Below are 16,065 nucleotides of genomic sequence, written 5' to 3'. Positions count from 1 at the left end.
GAGCCGCGAAGAGCTACATGGACGTACTTGCGCGTGCCCCGCATAGCCTCCCCGCCCGGCCCACCCCAGCTTCAGCCTGAAAGCCACCCGCGAGGGGGGTCTCACCCGTTCGCAGTCACTTCTCGACAGCCGACTCCACCACCATGTCCAGCACATACGCCTGCGACGACGCATCCGCCGGCGGATTGGCCACCTTGAAGCGGTTCACGCGCAGTACGTTGCGGGTCCCGGCCTCGTGGGTGTAGCCCTCGATGTTGTCGTAGAAGTTCTCGAACCCGCCCGGCTCACCCTGCTTCAGGCCCTGGTCGTCGAACTGCACTTCGCGCACCTGCAGGCACTGCTTGTCCTTGATCAGCGGATGCGGGCACGGCTTGGTCTGCGCGGCCACTTCCAGGAACACGCGCTCACCCGGGCCGCCGAAGCGGGTCTCGGCGGTAGGCTCTGGGGCGAACACCAGCACCTCGCCCTGGGCGGTACGCAGGGTCAGCTCGCCGTTGTCGGCCAGTTCGGTCTTCAGCGTGCCCTGCAGGCGGCTGCCCACGGCCTCGTCCAGCGCCATGATGCTCGGCTCGCAGGCCATGCGCGTGGAGGCCAGCTGCGACAGCACCAGGTTGCCATCAGCCACGGTGTAACCGCCACTCATGCCGTTGCAGGCGTTGGACACCGATACGCGGCCTTCGCTGAAGTCCAGCGTCACCGGCTTGTCGGCGCGCACGAACAGCGCATCGATGCGCTTGCCGTCGGCGCCGGTGGCGTCCTTCAGTCGCCAGTGCTGGCCATGCAGGCGCTGCACGTCCAGGTGCGCGGCGGTCTTCTGCGCAGCGGCGGCGGCCGGTGCCGGGGCGAGGTCATCGGCATTGCCGGCCGGGGCCGGGTTCTGGCTGCAGGCCGCCAGCAGGGCCAACGGCAGGGACAGGATCAGGGTGCGCTTCATTTGGATTCTCCTTGGATTGCCGGATTCAGAACGGGTGCGCGTGCCGGATGGGGTCACGCATCTGGCGCCGCATTCAGTTGCCGGCAGGCAACCACAGCAGCAGTCCCGCGCCGAGCAGGATGCGATACACCGCGAAGGCGGTGAATTTGTGTGACTTGATGTAGCCCAGCAGCCACTTCACTACGACGAAGCCGGTGACGACCGCGGCAAGGAAGGCCACGCCGACGTCGGTCCAGTTTTCGCTGGCCAGGTTGCCCTCCTTGGCCAGTTCCAGGAACGCATAGGCGCTGGCCGCGAACATGGTCGGGATGCCGACCAGGAACACGAACTCGGTGGCCGCTGCACGGCGGCTCAGGCCCAGCAGCATGGCCAGGAAGATCGCCGACGCCGAGCGCGACGTGCCCGGGAACACACCGGCCACCACCTGCGCGATGCCCACGCCGATGGCCACCGTCCAGGTCACCCGGTCACGATCAGGCAGGCGTGCGGTATAGGCCTCCACCAGCAGCATCCAGATGCCACCGATGATCAGCGCCCACGCTACCGGGCTCACCGTTTCCGGCAGTTCCCAGCCAGCCAGGCGCACCGGCAGGCCGACCACCGCGGTCACCAGGAAGGCAGCCCCCAGCTTCATCACGTAGTCGCGGTTCTCGCGCTGGTGCAGGCCGGTGGCCAGGCTCCACAGACGCTGGCGGAAGACCAGGGTGATGGCGAGGATCGCACCGGCCTGGATGATGATGTTGAAGAAGTCCGAGCGCGCGCCCAGCCAATGCTGGGCGATCAGCAGGTGCCCGGTGCTGGAGATGGGCAGGAACTCGGTGACGCCTTCAAGGATGCCCAGCAGCAGGGCGGAGAGCAGGTCTGACATGGAGAAGGATAGTTGGGTGGGCAATGAAAGGTGCCGAAGAGGATAGACCATCTCCTGATGCACCAAGCCAGTGCGCGGTGCTGACAACGCACCATGATGGTGCGTTTTGTTGTGCACCATTCAGGCGCACGCTCATGCAAATCAAGGGCTTGTGAGGGTGCAGAAGTTGGCACGGACATTGCTCTGGTAATCCCAGGCATTCAATTCCAACCGAGGTTCCACCCGATGTCCGTTGAAAACGTTGAGAAGCTGGTCAAGGACAACCAGATCGAGTTCGTCGATCTGCGTTTCGTGGACATGCGTGGCATCGAGCAGCACGTCACCTTCCCGGTCAGCATCATCGAAGCGTCGCTGTTCGAAGAAGGCAAGATGTTCGACGGCAGCTCCATCGCCGGCTGGAAAGGCATCAACGAATCGGACATGGTCCTGCTGCCGGATCCGTCCAGCGCCTACGTGGACCCGTTCTACGCCGACCCGACCATCGTCATCAGCTGCGACATCCTCGACCCGGCCACCATGCAGCCGTACGGCCGTTGCCCGCGCGGCATCGCCAAGCGCGCCGAAGCCTTCCTGAAGTCCAGTGGCATCGCCGAGCAGGCCTTCTTCGGCCCGGAGCCGGAGTTCTTCATCTTCGATTCGGTCCGCTTCGCCAACGACATGGGCAACACCTTCTTCAAGGTCGATTCCGAAGAAGCCGCCTGGAACACCGGTGCCAAGTATGACGGCGCCAACAGCGGCTACCGTCCGGGCGTGAAGGGCGGTTACTTCCCCGTGCCGCCGACCGATTCGCTGCACGACCTGCGCGCGGAAATGTGCAAGACGCTGGAACAGGTCGGCATCGAAGTGGAAGTGCAGCACCACGAAGTGGCCACTGCCGGCCAGTGCGAGATCGGCACCAAGTTCAGCACCCTGGTGCAGAAGGCCGACGAACTGCTGCGCATGAAGTACGTGATCAAGAACGTTGCCCACCGCAACGGCAAGACCGCGACCTTCATGCCCAAGCCGATCGTCGGCGACAACGGCAGCGGCATGCACGTGCACCAGTCGCTGTCCAAGGGCGGCACCAACCTGTTCTCCGGTGACGGCTACGGTGGCCTGAGCCAGCTGGCGCTGTGGTACATCGGCGGCATCTTCAAGCACGCCAAGGCGATCAACGCCTTCGCCAACGCCGGCACCAACAGCTACAAGCGCCTGGTCCCGGGCTTCGAAGCGCCGGTGATGCTGGCCTATTCGGCACGCAACCGTTCGGCTTCGTGCCGCATCCCGTTCGTGACCAACCCGAAGGCGCGCCGCATTGAAATGCGCTTCCCCGATCCGATCCAGTCCGGCTACCTGACCTTCACCGTGCTGATGATGGCCGGCCTGGACGGCATCAAGAACCAGATCGACCCGGGCGCACCGAGCGACAAGGACCTGTACGACCTGCCGCCGGAAGAAGAGAAGCTGATCCCGCAGGTCTGCTCCTCGCTGGACCAGGCGCTGGAAGCGCTCGACAAGGACCGCGAGTTCCTGAAGGCCGGCGGCGTGATGGACGATGATTTCATCGACGGTTACATCGCGCTGAAGATGCAGGAAGTCACCAAGTTCCGTGCGGCCACCCACCCGCTGGAATACCAGTTGTACTACGCCAGCTGAGCACGCGCGGCGGTGGCGGAGGATACCCCTCCCACCTTCGTCATCGCCGCATCTTTTCCGGCTGGGGAGCCGGCAGGGATGAAGCCTGCACCGCTGTAGGAAGTGTTCCATCCGTTCAGGGGCAAGAGAGACCGGACGCGCGTCATGGGCCTACCTCCCTCCCGCGTCGCTGGCTGTGTTTGGAGAGAGACACAGCCGCCAGGGCCCAGACCACGTTCGGCGCAACAGCCACGGCCACCCCATGGGGTGGCCCGTGGTTGCAGACGCCACGGCCTGCATCCGCCGTGGACCCATCCACCATCGGGATATGCGCATGAAACTGATCTCCGCCATCATCCGGCCGTTCAAGCTCGACGAGGTCCGCGAGGCCCTCTCCGACGCTGGCGTGTCGGGCATCACCGTGACCGAAGTGAAAGGCTTCGGTCGCCAGAAGGGCCACACCGAGCTGTACCGCGGCGCCGAGTACGTCGTCGATTTCCTGCCGAAGATCAAGATCGAAACCGTGGTGACCGACGAACGTACCGACGCGGTGATCGAAGCGATCCAGAACGCAGCGGGTACCGGCAAGATCGGCGACGGCAAGATCTTCGTCACGCCTGTCGAACAGGTCATCCGCATCCGCACCGGCGAAATCGGCGCGGACGCGCTGTAACCCACTCGGAGATCCCTCGCATGAAGATTCGACTGTTCGCCGGGTGGCAAGCCCGGTTCCATCTGGTGTGCCTGATGATGCTGCTCAGCGCACTGGCCGTGGGCGCTTTCCCGGGCACTGCCCACGCCCAGGCGCAGGTCACCCCGGTGCCGACCGAAGAAGTGGCGGTCGAGCCGCTGGCTGCAGAGCCGGTCGCCGCCCCGGTGGCTGAAGCGGCCGCCGCACCCACCTTCGACCACGGTGACGTGGCCTGGATGCTGACCTCCACGCTGCTGGTGCTGCTGATGGTGGTGCCGGGCCTGGCCCTGTTCTATGGCGGCCTGGTGCGTTCGAAGAACGTGCTGTCCGTACTCAGCCAGATCCTGGTGGTGTTCTCGCTGGTGATCATCCTGTGGGTGGCCTACGGCTACAGCGCGGTGTTCAGCGAAGGCAACCAGTTCTTCGGCTCCTTCACCCAGTTCGCCTTCCTGAAGGGCTTTTCGCCCGACTCGGTCGGCAACACGCCGATCGCCGGCCTGCCGGATTACCTGTTCGTCGCCTTCCAGTCCACGTTCGCCGGCATCACCACCGCCCTGATCGTCGGCGCCTTCGCCGAACGCATCAAGTTCAAGGCGGTGATCCTGTTCTCGATCCTGTGGTTCACCCTCAGCTACATCCCGATGGCGCACATCGTCTGGGGCGGGGGCTACCTGGGCGAAATGGGTGCGATCGATTTCGCCGGCGGCACCGTGGTGCACATCAACGCAGGCGTGGCCGGCCTGGTCGGCGCGTACTTCGTCGGCAAGCGCATCGGCTATGGCCAGACCGCGCTGAAGCCGCACAACGTGGTGTTCACCTATATCGGCGCGATGCTGCTGTGGGTGGGCTGGTTCGGCTTCAACGCCGGCTCGGCCGCTGCTGCCGACACCGTGGCGTCGCTGGCCTTCCTCAACACCATCCTGGCCACGGCCGCGGCGGTGGTGGGCTGGACGCTGGTGGAAGCGATCACCAAGGGCAAGCCGTCCGCACTCGGCGCTGCATCCGGCGCGGTTGCCGGCCTGGTCGGCATCACGCCGGCCTGCGGCACCGTCGGCCCGATGGGCGCGCTGGTCATCGGCGTGGTCTCCGGTGCGCTCTGCGTGTGGGGCGTCACCGGTCTGAAGCGCCTGCTGAAGGTCGATGACACCGCCGATGTGTTCGGCGTGCATGGCATCGGCGGCATTGTCGGTGCGCTGCTCACCGGTGTCTTCAGCGCGCAGTCGCTGGGCGGCACCAAGGCCGACCTGGATATCGGCCACCAGGTATGGGTGCAGTTCGTCAGCGTCGCATTCACCATCGTCTGGTGCGCCGTGGTGACTGCGCTGATCCTGCTGGTGGTCAAGGCGCTGGTCGGCCTGCGTGTCACCGAAGAAGCCGAGCGTACCGGCCTGGACGTGACCTCGCACGGCGAGTCCGCTTACGAGGTCTGATCCACGGCTTTCTGCAGAACAACTTGTTGATGGCGCTTGCATGCGCCGTGACCGGCGGTCCGGGGGCCGCCGGTTTTTTAATGGGTACAATCGGGGCATGACGATGATCCGCCCCCTGGCCCTGCTGCTTTCCTGCGCGCTGTTGGCCGCCTGCGCCGGTGCGCCGGTGGAAGAGCGCAATCCGCTGGCGAGCTGGGTGCCATCGGCCAACCACAACGCGCGCATGCCGGTGATCATCGTGTTGCACCACACCGACCAGCACTCCGTGCAGCAGAGCCTGGACACCCTGCGCAGTGCCAACAGCGGGGGCAAGGTCAGCGCGCATTACCTGATCGGCGCCGACGGCAGGCGCTACCAGCTGGTCGCCGATGATCGCCGCGCCTGGCACGCCGGGCCGGGACGCTGGGGCACCATCACCGACCTGAACTCCGCCTCGATCGGCATTGAACTGGACAACGATGGTGACACGCCTTTCAGCCAGGCGCAGGTCCAGTCGTTGATCGTGCTGCTGCAGGATCTCAGCAGCCGCCTGCGGATCCCGCCGTCGCAGGTGATCGGGCATGCCGACCTGGCGCCTTCACGCAAGCAGGACCCCAGCCGCTTCTTCCCGTGGCAGCAGCTGGCGCAGGCCGGTTTCGGCGTCTGGCCGCGCGCTGCCGATGGACTGCCGCCGGCCGGTTTCGATGCCTGGCAGGCGCTGGCCGTGTTCGGTTATCCGCTGGACGACCGCGATGCCGCCGTGGGTGCCTTCCATCGTCGCTTCCGCGGCCGCGACGACCTGCCGGCCGTGCTGGATGCCGAAGATGCGCGCATCCTGCATTCGCTGCTGCTGCAGCAATAACCAGCCCTCTGAGGCACACTCAGCGCCCTTTTTCCAGATTTCCGGGCTGCTGGCCCGGGTAGGACAGTTCATGAACACCGCCAAGAAGTACTACAAGCACCCGGCCGAATCGGACCTGGGCAAGGGCAACGTGCTGATGGAAGCCCGCGGCGAGAAGATCGTGCGCCAGGTGGAGATCTACGGCCTGCGGGTGGTGTGGGCTGATGCCACCGGACAGAGCGACGACCGTTTCGCGCTGGCCGACCAGCCGCTGTCTTTCTTTGACTTCGACGAAGACGACGAGATCAGTGCACGCGAATTCGAAAGTGCCTGGAAGAAGGCACGGGACGCCTCCGGTACGCCCTGATCGGTGCGCCAGAGATTGTCTGATTGGGCGCAGCGGCACGCGCTGATGGGGCGTGCGTCATCCCCTTGCGAGGCTGGTTGCAGGTTGATTGTCATCAACACGCACCGCCCGCCCATCGCGGTACGGGGAAGGCGCCCACGCAGATGCGGCGCGGGCGAGATTCGCAAAACGGGTGACAGATCATCGCGTACTTGCCGTCTTCCATGGGCATACGCATTCAACAGGTGTGCGCGCGATGATCGGCGACACCACCAGCGTCTTCGATTCCGGTGCGTCCTTCCGGAGGACCTCCTTTGAACTACTCCGTCTATTACTGGTTCCCGTCGCACGGCCATACGCCTGCCGCTCTGCTCAAAGGGAAGGACTTCTTCACGGGCGCAGCCTGCCCGCCGTAACGAACGTCGTCCGCCGACGGGCGCATCCCTCGGTGATGCGCTCGTCTTTTCAACCCAAGCCACGTCCATCAATCCGCCGTTTTGCACTACATTGGTGCAATGACTGCGTTCCTGCCGCCCCCCGTCATCGAACAGCTCGGCACGCCGGTCGCCTGGGCCGACGCCGGTGGGCGCATCACCGGCTGCAATCCGGCCTTCGCCCGCTGGCTGGGGGTCAGTGGGCGTCGCCTGGTCGGCCAGCCGCTGGTGGCACTGGAAGCACAGGGTGATGCGCTGGCCCATTTCCTTGCCCGCGACGAGCGCGACAGCCTGCGCCTGCACCGGTTGGCATTGGCACTGCCGGGCGAGGGCGCCCGTTTTGCCGAAGGCTGGATGAGCCGCCTGGATGATGGCGGCTGGCTGCTGGAAGCCCACCCGGTGGATGAATTTCGCGGGCTGGACCCCACCCAGGCCCTGCCCAGCGCGCTCAGCGCGGCGCTGAAGGGGCTCGCCCACGAATTGCGCAACCCGCTGGCCGGATTGAAGGGCGCCGCCCAGTTGCTGGCGCGCCGGATCGCCCAGCGCGATGCCGACGAGCGCGAACTGGTGGACCTGATCGGGACCGAAATCGAGCGCCTCAACAGCCTGCTGGACCAATTGCTGTCGCCGGCACCGGCCGCCCCGCACGCCACGTTGAACATCCACGCTGCGCTGGAGCAGGTGCTGCGCCTGGCCGAAAGCGAGGCGGGCTGGGCGGTCAGGTTGCAGCGCGATTACGATCCCAGCATTCCCGAATTCAATGGCGATGCCGATCGCCTCAGCCAGGCGGTGTGGAACCTGGTGCGCAATGCCATCCAGGCCGGCGCCGGTGGCATCACCCTGCGCACGCGGGTGGAACATGGCGTGCGCATCGCCGAGCAGCTCCACCCGCTTGCGCTGCGGCTGGAGATCGCCGACGACGGCCGCGGCGTGCCCGAAGAGCTCGCCGAACACCTGTTCCTGCCGCTGGTGAGTGGCCGCGCCGAGGGCACCGGACTGGGCCTGGCGCTGGCCCAGCAGGTGGCGCGCGAACACCGCGGCACGCTGACCTATCGTTCGCGGCCCGGGCATACCGTATTCACCCTGCTGCTGCCGATCCGCAGCGGCGCCCCCCATGAGGACGTGGCCCATGACTGACGCCCCGCAGCCCGCCCACGCCGGCCAACGGGTCTGGGTGGTCGACGATGACCGCGCCGTGCGCTTCGTGCTGTGCACCGCGTTGCGCGATGCCGGTTACCAGGTGGAAGGTTTCGACAGCGCCGCCGCCGCGCTCGACGCGCTGGCCCGGCAACCGGTGCCGGCACTGCTGTTCACCGATGTGCGGATGCCGGGCGACGATGGCCTGGTGCTGCTGGACAAATTGAAGGCAGCGCACCCGCAGCTGCCGGTGATCGTGATGTCCGCCTATACCGACGTCGCCAGCACCGCCGGTGCCTTCCGCGGCGGCGCGCACGAATTCCTGTCCAAGCCGTTCGATCTGGATGATGCGGTCGCGCTGGCACGGCGCGCGCTGCCGGGCGCCGAGGCACTGCTGCCCGACGATGCGGAACCGGGTGATGCCGGCCAACCGGACCAGGCGCCGCAGCTGGTGGGGGATACCCCGCCGATGCGCGCCCTGTTCCGTGCCATCGGCAAGTTGGCGCAGGCGCCGCTGGCGGTGTTGATCACCGGCGAAACCGGTACCGGCAAGGAGCTGGTGGCCAGTGCGCTGCATCGCGAATCGCCGCGTTCGCGCGCGCCGTTCGTTGCGCTGAATACCGCTGCCATTCCGGCCGAGCTGCTGGAAAGCGAACTGTTCGGCCATGAAGCCGGTGCCTTCACCGGTGCCCAGCGGCGCCATGTCGGCCGCTTCGAGCAGGCGGACGGCGGCACGCTGTTCCTGGATGAGATCGGTGACATGCCGCTGGCCCTGCAGACGCGCCTGCTGCGCGTGCTGGCCCAAGGCGAATTCTTCCGCGTGGGCGGCCGCGAACTGATCCATGTCGACGTGCGCGTGGTCGCCGCTACCCACCAGGACCTGGAAGGCCTGGTCGCGCAGGGGCGCTTCCGTGCCGACCTGCTGCACCGGCTGGACGTGGTGCGCCTGCAGTTGCCGCCGCTGCGTGAGCGCCGCGACGATATCGTCCAGCTTGCCAGCACCTTCCTGGCAGCGGCATCGCACAAGCTCGATGGTGCGCCCAAGCGGCTCACCGCTGCCGCACTGCAGGCGCTGCGCGAGCACGACTGGCCGGGCAACGTGCGCGAGCTGGAAAACGTCTGCTGGCGCATGGCCGCGTTGGCCGCCAGCGATACCATCGGCGCGGCTGACGTGGAGATGGCCCTGAACCGGGGCGGCCCGCGCAGCAGCGCCCGCACCGGCAGCGGCGATCCAGGCCAGTGGGAGGCACTGCTGTCGCAATGGGCGCGGCAACGGCTGGCCGAAGGGGTCGAGGGCCTGCACGCGCAGGTGCGCGAACGCGTCGACCATGCGCTGCTGGACGCCGCCCTGCAGATCACCCACGGCCGGCGCGCCGAAGCGGCCGCACGGCTGGGGCTGGGCCGCAATACGCTGACCCGCAAGCTGGGCGCCGGTCGCCGGCGTGGCAGTCACTGAACCTGTTTCCAAAGCTCCCTGTGCACGGTCCACACATGGCGTTGATGCGTCGTGGACAGGGAGGACCGTAACGTGCGTCGCAAGGAGTCCACGATGTCTTCGATCCGCCTGATCCTGCCGGCTGCCGCCGGCCTGTTGTTGGTTGCCTGCGGCACCACGCCGCCGCCGCCCGCTGCGCCGCCGGTGGCGGTAAGCGTGGTGAGTACCGCGAAGATGGCCGAAAGCAATCTTTCGCCGGCGTCGGCCAGCATCGTCAGCGGTCGCCTGGCGCTGGTGCCCGAAGCCGGCGGCGTACATGTGACTGGCGTGATCGGCGGCCTGCAGCCATTGCAGCAGCCCGGCTTCCACGTGCACGAGCGTGGTGACTGCAGCGCGGTGGATGCCAGCAGCGCCGGCAATCATTTCAACCCGACCCAGCAGCCGCATGGCGCGCCGGGAACAGGGCCGCACCACCTTGGCGACATGCCCAACCTGCGCGCCGATGCGCAGGGCCGGGCCAACGTCGACATCCACCTGCGAGGCGTTACCCTTGGGGGTGGCGCCGCCAACGACATCGCCGGTCGTGCACTGATCGTGCACGCCCAACCAGACGATCATCGCAGCCAGCCCGCCGGCAACGCCGGCGCACGCATCGCCTGCGGCCTCATCCGCATCACCCGGTAGCCCCCGGCTGCAGGCCCTGCACCCCGTCACATGGAGAACCATCCGATGCGCCTGATCCACACTTCGCTGTTCGTTGCCGTCGCCGCCCTTGGCCTGAGCGCCTGCAACAAGCAGCCGGAAAACGCGACCGATACCGTCGCCCCGGCGACCCCTGCCGAAGCCACCGCCACCACCACCCCGGCCGAAGCGCCGCCGCCGATGACCGGTCCGACTGCGGACACCGCCGCCACGGCCACCGCCGTTGCCGAACTGGCACCGACCCAGGGCAATGAAACCAAGGGCTCGGTCAGCTTCAAGCTGGTCGACGGCCGCGTCCACGTCACCGGCCAGGTCACGGGCCTGAAGCCGGGCAGCGAGCACGGCTTCCACATCCACGAAAAGGGTGACTGCAGCGCGCCGGACGGCAACAGCGCCGGCGGCCACTTCAATCCGGGCACCCAGGACCACGGCAGCGTCGCCAGCGAACCGCATCACGGCGGCGACATGCCCAACATCACCGCCAACGCCGAAGGCGTAGCGACCATCGACGCCCCGGTGTCGACCAACGTCAACATCGGCAAGGGTGACGGCTTCGACATCATCGGCCGCGGCCTGATCGTCCACGCCGACGCCGACGACTACAAGACCCAACCCACCGGCAACGCCGGCGCCCGCCTCGCCTGCGCAGTAATCAAAGCCCCATAAGCCCCTCGTAACAACGCAGCAACCCGCAAACAGGAACGCCGGCGAAAGCCGGCGTTCTGCTTTTCAAATCTTCCCCCCCTGGCGTCGGCGCAGAAATCCGTCAGAGGAGGCGATGGGTCAGGTCATGCAGGACCGTCAGTTGCCATGGATGGCAACTGCGAGCCCCCATGGAAGGGTTTACGGCGTGTCCTGCATGACCTGACCCACCGCCTCCCACCAGCGATCCAAACGCGCCGAACGGCGAAACATTCACCGTTCCAACAACGCCCGCGCATCCTGCCCCGCCTCGCAATGCACGAACAACACCGGCACCCCATGCGCCTCCAACACCGCCGCCATCTGCCGCTGCCGCATCAGGTACTGCTCATACACGCCCTTCAGCTGCTCGCAGTCATTGCGCCCATGCGCGTAGTACGTGCACCAGCCCGCCGGATCGAACAGCGCCATCCGCGCTTCGCCCTGCGTATAACGCAGCAACGGCTCCGGCGCCGCATCCAGCCACTCATCCTGGCCCGGCGCCATGATCGCCGTCTCGATCAGCGGCCATAGCACCGCCAGACCCTGGTTGTCGTACTGCATCGACATCATCGCCGCGAGATCGTTCACGGTGAAATAGCGCGCATGTTCCACGCGCGCACCGAACGCCCTCTGCGCCAGCAGCGCGGTATCGGCGTGCGCCATGCCCTCGGCCAGCAGCACCGTTTCCAGCGCATCGGACACCGCCGCCGTAGTCGCCGCATCGGTGCCGGTCAGCAGGAACGGCAGCACGCGCAGGCCGCCGCCTTTCAGCGTGTAATCGGCCTGGAACGGCAGCGGCACATCGCCATTGGCATCGGCACCGAAGGCCAGCAGGCGCGGGCCCTGGCTGCGGCCCGGCGCGCGCATCTGCAGCTCTTCCAGCCGGCGATGGATCGGCCAGCCCGGGCGCAGCACTTCGGCCGGGTCGAAATGCGCCGCTGCGAACACCAGGTCCAGCGCGCTGGCCTGCGGCACCAGCTTGGCCAGGTCGCGGCCGATACGCTCGGCCAGTTCGCCGGATTGGTCGGCGGTAAGTGCGGCCTGCGTGGGCGACTGCCCATCGGCGAGCTCAAGGGCCAGGACGCCGATGGCGTTCATGGCGGGGTCGGTTTTGCTCATGGTTTCACGGTTGGCCCATCACAGGGCGGCAGCTACACTTGGGACCATTATGCCTGCCATGTCGTGCAGGCCATGTTGCAGACACCCTATCCCATGCCAGGTATGTCCATGCCCAACGCCCGACCCGTCGCCATCCTCGGTGGCGTCCGTATTCCGTTCTGCCGCCAGAACACCGCGTACTCGGATGTCGGCAACCTCGGCATGTCGGTACGTACGCTCGGCGCCCTTGTCGAACGGTTCGGCCTGCATGGCCAGCAGCTCGGTGAAGTGGCGATGGGGGCGGTGATCAAGCACTCCAGCGACTGGAACCTCGGCCGCGAAGCCGCGCTGTCCTCGGGGCTGTCCCCGCTGACCCCGGGCATCACCATGCAACGCGCCTGCGGCACCTCGCTGGACACCATCATCGCGGTGGCCAACAAGATCGCGCTGGGCCAGATCGAGTCCGGTATCGGCGGCGGCTCGGACACCACCTCCGACGTGCCGATCGTCTACGGCAAGAAGCTGCGCGCGCGACTGCTGGCCGCCAACCGGGCCAAGAGCACCGGCGACAAGATCCGCGCGCTGACCCGCGGCTTCAAGTTCTCCGAGTTCAAGCCCGAGTTCCCCGGCGTGGCCGAGCCACGCACCGGCAAGAGCATGGGCGACCATTGCGAAGACATGGCCAAGGAATGGAACATCTCGCGCGATTCGCAGGATGAGTGGGCGGTGTCGTCGCACCGCAAGCTGGCCGCTGCCTACGAGCGCGGCTTCTTCAACGACCTGATCGCCCCGTTCCGCGGCGTGGAGCGCGACAACATCCTGCGTGCGGACACCTCGCTGGAAAAGCTGGCCACGCTGAAGCCGGCCTTCGACAAGGTCTCCGGCCGCGGCACGCTGACCGCTGCCAATTCGACCCCGCTGACCGATGGCGCCTCCGCGGTGCTGCTGGCCAGCGAAGAATGGGCGCGCGCGCACGGCCACGCGCCGCTGGCCTACCTGCGTGACTCGCAGGTCGCGGCGGTCGATTTCGTGCATGGCGAGGGCCTGCTGATGGCCCCGACCGTGGCCGTGCCGGAAATGCTCAAGCGCAACGGCCTGACCCTGCAGGATTTCGATATCTATGAAATCCACGAAGCGTTTGCCGCGCAGGTGCTGTGCACGCTGCGCGCCTGGGAGAGCGAGGACTACTGCCGCAACCGCCTGGGCCTGGACGCCCCGCTGGGCCGCATCGATCCGGAAAAGATCAACCCGCTGGGTTCGTCGCTGGCCACCGGCCATCCGTTTGCGGCAACCGGTGCGCGGGTGATCGCCACGGCGGCCAAGCAGCTGGCCGAGCGCGGCGGTGGCCGTGCGCTGGTGTCGATCTGCACTGCCGGCGGCATGGGCGTGGTGGCGATCGTCGAACGCTGATCCGCGTGATCCTGATCCGCGTGATCCGGTAGCGCCGAGCCATGCTCGGCGAGCCGGGAGCCGCATATGCCGAGCATGGCTCGGCGCTACATCAACGCTACGGAATGCGCGGGAAGCCGCTGTCGTCGCGCGGCCGGTCGGCGTCGTACACCGGCGGCACCGGCGTCATCACCTGGTCTTCCACCGTTGCGCGCGGGGCCACCACGACGGCGGGCTCCGGGCGCACCAACGCGATGCTGTCTTCACCGCGCTGCTCGCGCAGTGCGTTGGCCAGGCATTGTGCGGCCAACGTCGTGTCACCCCGGGCCAGCAGCGAAGCGCCCAGCGTTTCCCATGCCGATGCACCGGCGCCTGCGGCGATCGCCTCGTGCAGCAGCACCTCGGCCTCTTCATTGCGGCCCTGTGCCAGTGCCACGCGCCCCTGTGCCAGCAGCAGCGCCGGCGAACCGTCATGCACCCGGCGCCAGCGCACCAGGTTGGATTCGCGGGTCGCCAGCCGCGATGCCGGCAGCGCACCGTACAGTTCCACCAGTTCATCGCTCCAGCGCTGGTCCAGTGCCTGTTCCAGCGCCAGCAGGGCCGGCTCGTCCCAGTCCAGCGCCACCGCACGTGCGGCATAGGCGGAGACCACCGCAGGGTCGGCGCGCAGGGCCTTCGGCGTGGTTTCCCACTGCGCCGCGAGCGCGTTGACGTCGGCGGCTTCCAGCAGCGCCTGTGCCGCCAGCCGGGCTTCCAGCGTGGTCAGGGCATCGGCAGGAAGCACCTTGCTCTGGCGCAGTGCACCCAGCTGACCGTATGCCTCGTGGGCACGGCCGGCGCGGGCCAGTGCTTCGCTGCGCAGCCACAGACCGCGCGGCGGCAGCGGCTGCAGGTTGGCCGCATCCAGCGTATTGATCGCATCGACCGGCAGATCGTCGGCCAGCAGCTGCTCGGCACGCAGCAGCGCCAGGCTGGTGGCATCGGCCGCGCCCAGGCGTTGCAGGTAGGTCTGGCTGGCGGTGTCGTCACCCCGTGCACGCGCACTGCGCGCTGCATTGGCGAGCGCCACGCCGGTCACTTCCTGGTCCTGTGCGGCGCCGTCGAACAGCTTCTCCGCGCGCTGCCAGTGGCCATGTTCATAGGCCTGCAGGCCATCGACCAGGCGCACGCGGCCCTGCTTGCGACGATAGCGGCCCCAGGCGCGGAACGGCGAGGCGATCAGGCTCCACAGCAGCCACAGCACCAGCAGCGACACCAGCACCAGCAGCGCAACCTGCGGCAGGGTGCTGCGGTAATCGGTGCCGCCGTAGCGGAAGATCACTTCGCCATACTGGTTGAGTGTGTTGGCGCCCAGCCACTGCGCGCCGACCACGCCCAGTGCAACGGCCAACAGCAGCACGATCAGGGATTGCAACGGCTTCATAACGGGGTCTCTCCATCTCGCAAGGTGCGCAGTTGTTGCAGGGTGCTGCCCAGTTCCGGTGCGCCCAAACGCAGCGGCGCCGAGCGCAATGCACGCAGTTCAGCACGCTGCCTGCGCAGGTCTGGTGAATCCGGCCACAAGCGGGTCATCCCGTGTTCAATCCGGTCCAGCGCCTGCTGCAGCGCGGTGCTGTCGCCGCGCTCCACGGCGGCACGCGCCAGGGTCAGCTCCACCTGCAGCGCGTCGGCGCCGGCCACGCGCTGGGCATCGGTCAGCGGGCCGCTGAGGCGGCTCGGGGTGATCTGCACGAACGGCGCCAGCGCGATCTCCCACCATGGCCGCACCCGTGTGGCGTCGGCCGGCGATTGCGGGGTGTGCAGCGGCAGGGTCTGCAACGCGTCGGCGACGGCCGCAAGGCGCTGGCGGACCTCAGCGCGCGGTCCGTTGCCGGCGGCATCGAGCACGTTGCGTTCCTGCAGCAGGGCCTGGCGCAGGTTCAGGCCGTCGGCCGAAGGCAGGTCTTCCAGCTGGGTGGCGGCAAGCGCATACAGCCGGCGCGCGCCGGCCAGGTCATCGGCGCCCTCCAGCCGTTGCGCGGCCTGGGTCAGCAGCAGCTCGGCCTCGTCCACGTGCAGCGCATGGCGGTCCTGGCGGGCACTTTCGGCAAGCCGCGCCAGGTTCTCTTCGATCAACGCGCTGCGCTGGCCCAGCCCCAGCACTTCATCGCGCAGCACCCGGTTGGTGCTGGCCGCATCCTGCAGCCGCGCGCTGGCGGCACGCTGGTCGCGACGCAGCGCGTCCACGCTGTCGAGCAGACCCTGCAGGCGCACGGCATCGGCCTGCGACTGCAGGCGGGTCTTTTCCTGCCATTGCTGGAACGCATGCCAGCCCCAGCCGCTTGCCGCGACCAGCAGCAGGACGATGACCAGCGGGACGATCCAGCGCAGCGAGCGCTGCGGCGGGGTAGGTGGGGGGTTCTCAGTCATCGGGACAGCATCCCTGTTGCATGCCGCAGCGGCAAGCAGCGCGAAGGGGGGAGCACCGAGCCCTGCTCGGCGGA

General features: G+C 67.5%; 15 protein-coding genes. 10 read left to right on the top strand and 5 right to left on the bottom strand.

Features of this window, described 5'->3' with window-relative positions:
- Positions 1-115: 115 nt before the first annotated feature.
- Positions 116-934 (bottom strand): META and DUF4377 domain-containing protein, encoded by an 819-nt coding sequence (locus tag ABB28_RS14200; protein ID WP_057509243.1) that lies wholly within the window; start codon positions 932-934, stop codon positions 116-118.
- 73 nt (positions 935-1,007) lie between these two features.
- Positions 1,008-1,802, bottom strand: coding sequence for an undecaprenyl-diphosphate phosphatase (locus ABB28_RS14195; RefSeq protein WP_057509242.1), 795 nt, complete (start codon positions 1,800-1,802; stop codon positions 1,008-1,010).
- Between the two features lie 225 nt (positions 1,803-2,027).
- Between ABB28_RS14195 and glnA the strand changes: the two genes are divergently transcribed.
- The 9 genes from glnA (at position 2,028) to ABB28_RS14150 (ending at position 11,077) form a co-directional block, all read left to right on the top strand.
- Positions 2,028-3,437: a type I glutamate--ammonia ligase gene (gene glnA / locus ABB28_RS14190; RefSeq protein WP_057509241.1), complete on the top strand. Its 1,410-nt coding sequence runs from the start codon at positions 2,028-2,030 to the stop codon at positions 3,435-3,437.
- Between the two features lie 313 nt (positions 3,438-3,750).
- Entirely contained in the window at positions 3,751-4,089 is a 339-nt protein-coding gene (locus tag ABB28_RS14185) for a P-II family nitrogen regulator (protein WP_042614733.1), read from the top strand.
- A 20-nt stretch (positions 4,090-4,109) separates the two neighbouring features.
- Positions 4,110-5,537 carry an ammonium transporter gene (locus ABB28_RS14180; protein WP_057509240.1) on the top strand — a complete coding sequence of 476 codons (1,428 nt, stop codon included), beginning with the start codon at positions 4,110-4,112 and terminating at the stop codon, positions 5,535-5,537.
- Between the two features lie 97 nt (positions 5,538-5,634).
- The gene (locus tag ABB28_RS14175) at positions 5,635-6,378 is read left to right on the top strand and encodes an N-acetylmuramoyl-L-alanine amidase (protein WP_057509239.1); all 744 of its coding nucleotides are present in this window, start codon (positions 5,635-5,637) and stop codon (positions 6,376-6,378) included.
- A 70-nt stretch (positions 6,379-6,448) separates the two neighbouring features.
- Entirely contained in the window at positions 6,449-6,724 is a 276-nt protein-coding gene (locus ABB28_RS14170) for a hypothetical protein (RefSeq protein ID WP_057509238.1), read from the top strand.
- A gap of 494 nt (positions 6,725-7,218) precedes the next feature.
- Positions 7,219-8,274 carry a two-component system sensor histidine kinase NtrB gene (locus ABB28_RS14165; RefSeq protein WP_057509237.1) on the top strand — a complete coding sequence of 352 codons (1,056 nt, stop codon included), beginning with the start codon at positions 7,219-7,221 and terminating at the stop codon, positions 8,272-8,274.
- Positions 8,267-9,730 carry a nitrogen regulation protein NR(I) gene (gene ntrC, locus ABB28_RS14160; protein ID WP_057509236.1) on the top strand — a complete coding sequence of 488 codons (1,464 nt, stop codon included), beginning with the start codon at positions 8,267-8,269 and terminating at the stop codon, positions 9,728-9,730. The genes ABB28_RS14165 and ntrC overlap by 8 nt, the downstream gene beginning before the upstream one ends.
- A gap of 93 nt (positions 9,731-9,823) precedes the next feature.
- A complete protein-coding gene (locus ABB28_RS14155; protein ID WP_057509235.1) occupies positions 9,824-10,393 on the top strand; it encodes a superoxide dismutase family protein in 570 nt (189 codons plus the stop codon).
- Between the two features lie 45 nt (positions 10,394-10,438).
- On the top strand, positions 10,439-11,077 hold the full coding sequence (locus tag ABB28_RS14150) for a superoxide dismutase family protein (protein ID WP_057509248.1): 639 nt from the start codon (positions 10,439-10,441) through the stop codon (positions 11,075-11,077).
- Positions 11,078-11,326: 249 nt separating this feature from the next.
- Here the strand turns inward: ABB28_RS14150 and ABB28_RS14145 are convergent, their stop codons facing one another.
- Complete coding sequence (locus ABB28_RS14145) at positions 11,327-12,214, bottom strand: hypothetical protein (protein WP_057509234.1); 888 nt, start codon at positions 12,212-12,214, stop codon at positions 11,327-11,329.
- A 93-nt stretch (positions 12,215-12,307) separates the two neighbouring features.
- Between ABB28_RS14145 and ABB28_RS14140 the strand changes: the two genes are divergently transcribed.
- Positions 12,308-13,603, top strand: coding sequence for an acetyl-CoA C-acetyltransferase (locus ABB28_RS14140; RefSeq protein WP_152983481.1), 1,296 nt, complete (start codon positions 12,308-12,310; stop codon positions 13,601-13,603).
- A gap of 97 nt (positions 13,604-13,700) precedes the next feature.
- Here the strand turns inward: ABB28_RS14140 and ABB28_RS14135 are convergent, their stop codons facing one another.
- Positions 13,701-15,005: a heme biosynthesis protein HemY gene (locus tag ABB28_RS14135; RefSeq protein WP_057509232.1), complete on the bottom strand. Its 1,305-nt coding sequence runs from the start codon at positions 15,003-15,005 to the stop codon at positions 13,701-13,703.
- Positions 15,002-15,991 (bottom strand): uroporphyrinogen-III C-methyltransferase, encoded by a 990-nt coding sequence (locus ABB28_RS14130; RefSeq protein WP_057509231.1) that lies wholly within the window; start codon positions 15,989-15,991, stop codon positions 15,002-15,004. The genes ABB28_RS14135 and ABB28_RS14130 overlap by 4 nt, the downstream gene beginning before the upstream one ends.
- Positions 15,992-16,065: the final 74 nt, after the last annotated feature.

The organism is Stenotrophomonas chelatiphaga, assembly GCF_001431535.1.
In the GTDB taxonomy this organism is placed as follows: domain Bacteria; phylum Pseudomonadota; class Gammaproteobacteria; order Xanthomonadales; family Xanthomonadaceae; genus Stenotrophomonas; species Stenotrophomonas chelatiphaga.
This window is presented reverse-complemented; position numbering and strand designations above follow the sequence as displayed.

Excerpts from the sequence above, each read along its gene's own strand:
- ABB28_RS14170 (WP_057509238.1), top strand. The coding sequence starts at position 6,449 with ATGAACACCGCCAAGAAGTACTACAAGCACCCGGCCGAATCGGACCTG.
- ABB28_RS14130 (WP_057509231.1), bottom strand. The coding sequence starts at position 15,991 with ATGACTGAGAACCCCCCACCTACCCCGCCGCAGCGCTCGCTGCGCTGG.
- ntrC (WP_057509236.1), top strand. The coding sequence starts at position 8,267 with ATGACTGACGCCCCGCAGCCCGCCCACGCCGGCCAACGGGTCTGGGTG.
- ABB28_RS14185 (WP_042614733.1), top strand. The coding sequence starts at position 3,751 with ATGAAACTGATCTCCGCCATCATCCGGCCGTTCAAGCTCGACGAGGTC.
- ABB28_RS14155 (WP_057509235.1), top strand. The coding sequence starts at position 9,824 with ATGTCTTCGATCCGCCTGATCCTGCCGGCTGCCGCCGGCCTGTTGTTG.
- ABB28_RS14145 (WP_057509234.1), bottom strand. The coding sequence starts at position 12,214 with ATGAGCAAAACCGACCCCGCCATGAACGCCATCGGCGTCCTGGCCCTT.
- ABB28_RS14140 (WP_152983481.1), top strand. The coding sequence starts at position 12,308 with ATGCCAGGTATGTCCATGCCCAACGCCCGACCCGTCGCCATCCTCGGT.
- ABB28_RS14165 (WP_057509237.1), top strand. The coding sequence starts at position 7,219 with ATGACTGCGTTCCTGCCGCCCCCCGTCATCGAACAGCTCGGCACGCCG.
- ABB28_RS14180 (WP_057509240.1), top strand. The coding sequence starts at position 4,110 with ATGAAGATTCGACTGTTCGCCGGGTGGCAAGCCCGGTTCCATCTGGTG.
- ABB28_RS14150 (WP_057509248.1), top strand. The coding sequence starts at position 10,439 with ATGCGCCTGATCCACACTTCGCTGTTCGTTGCCGTCGCCGCCCTTGGC.
- ABB28_RS14195 (WP_057509242.1), bottom strand. The coding sequence starts at position 1,802 with ATGTCAGACCTGCTCTCCGCCCTGCTGCTGGGCATCCTTGAAGGCGTC.
- ABB28_RS14200 (WP_057509243.1), bottom strand. The coding sequence starts at position 934 with ATGAAGCGCACCCTGATCCTGTCCCTGCCGTTGGCCCTGCTGGCGGCC.
- glnA (WP_057509241.1), top strand. The coding sequence starts at position 2,028 with ATGTCCGTTGAAAACGTTGAGAAGCTGGTCAAGGACAACCAGATCGAG.
- ABB28_RS14135 (WP_057509232.1), bottom strand. The coding sequence starts at position 15,005 with ATGAAGCCGTTGCAATCCCTGATCGTGCTGCTGTTGGCCGTTGCACTG.
- ABB28_RS14175 (WP_057509239.1), top strand. The coding sequence starts at position 5,635 with ATGACGATGATCCGCCCCCTGGCCCTGCTGCTTTCCTGCGCGCTGTTG.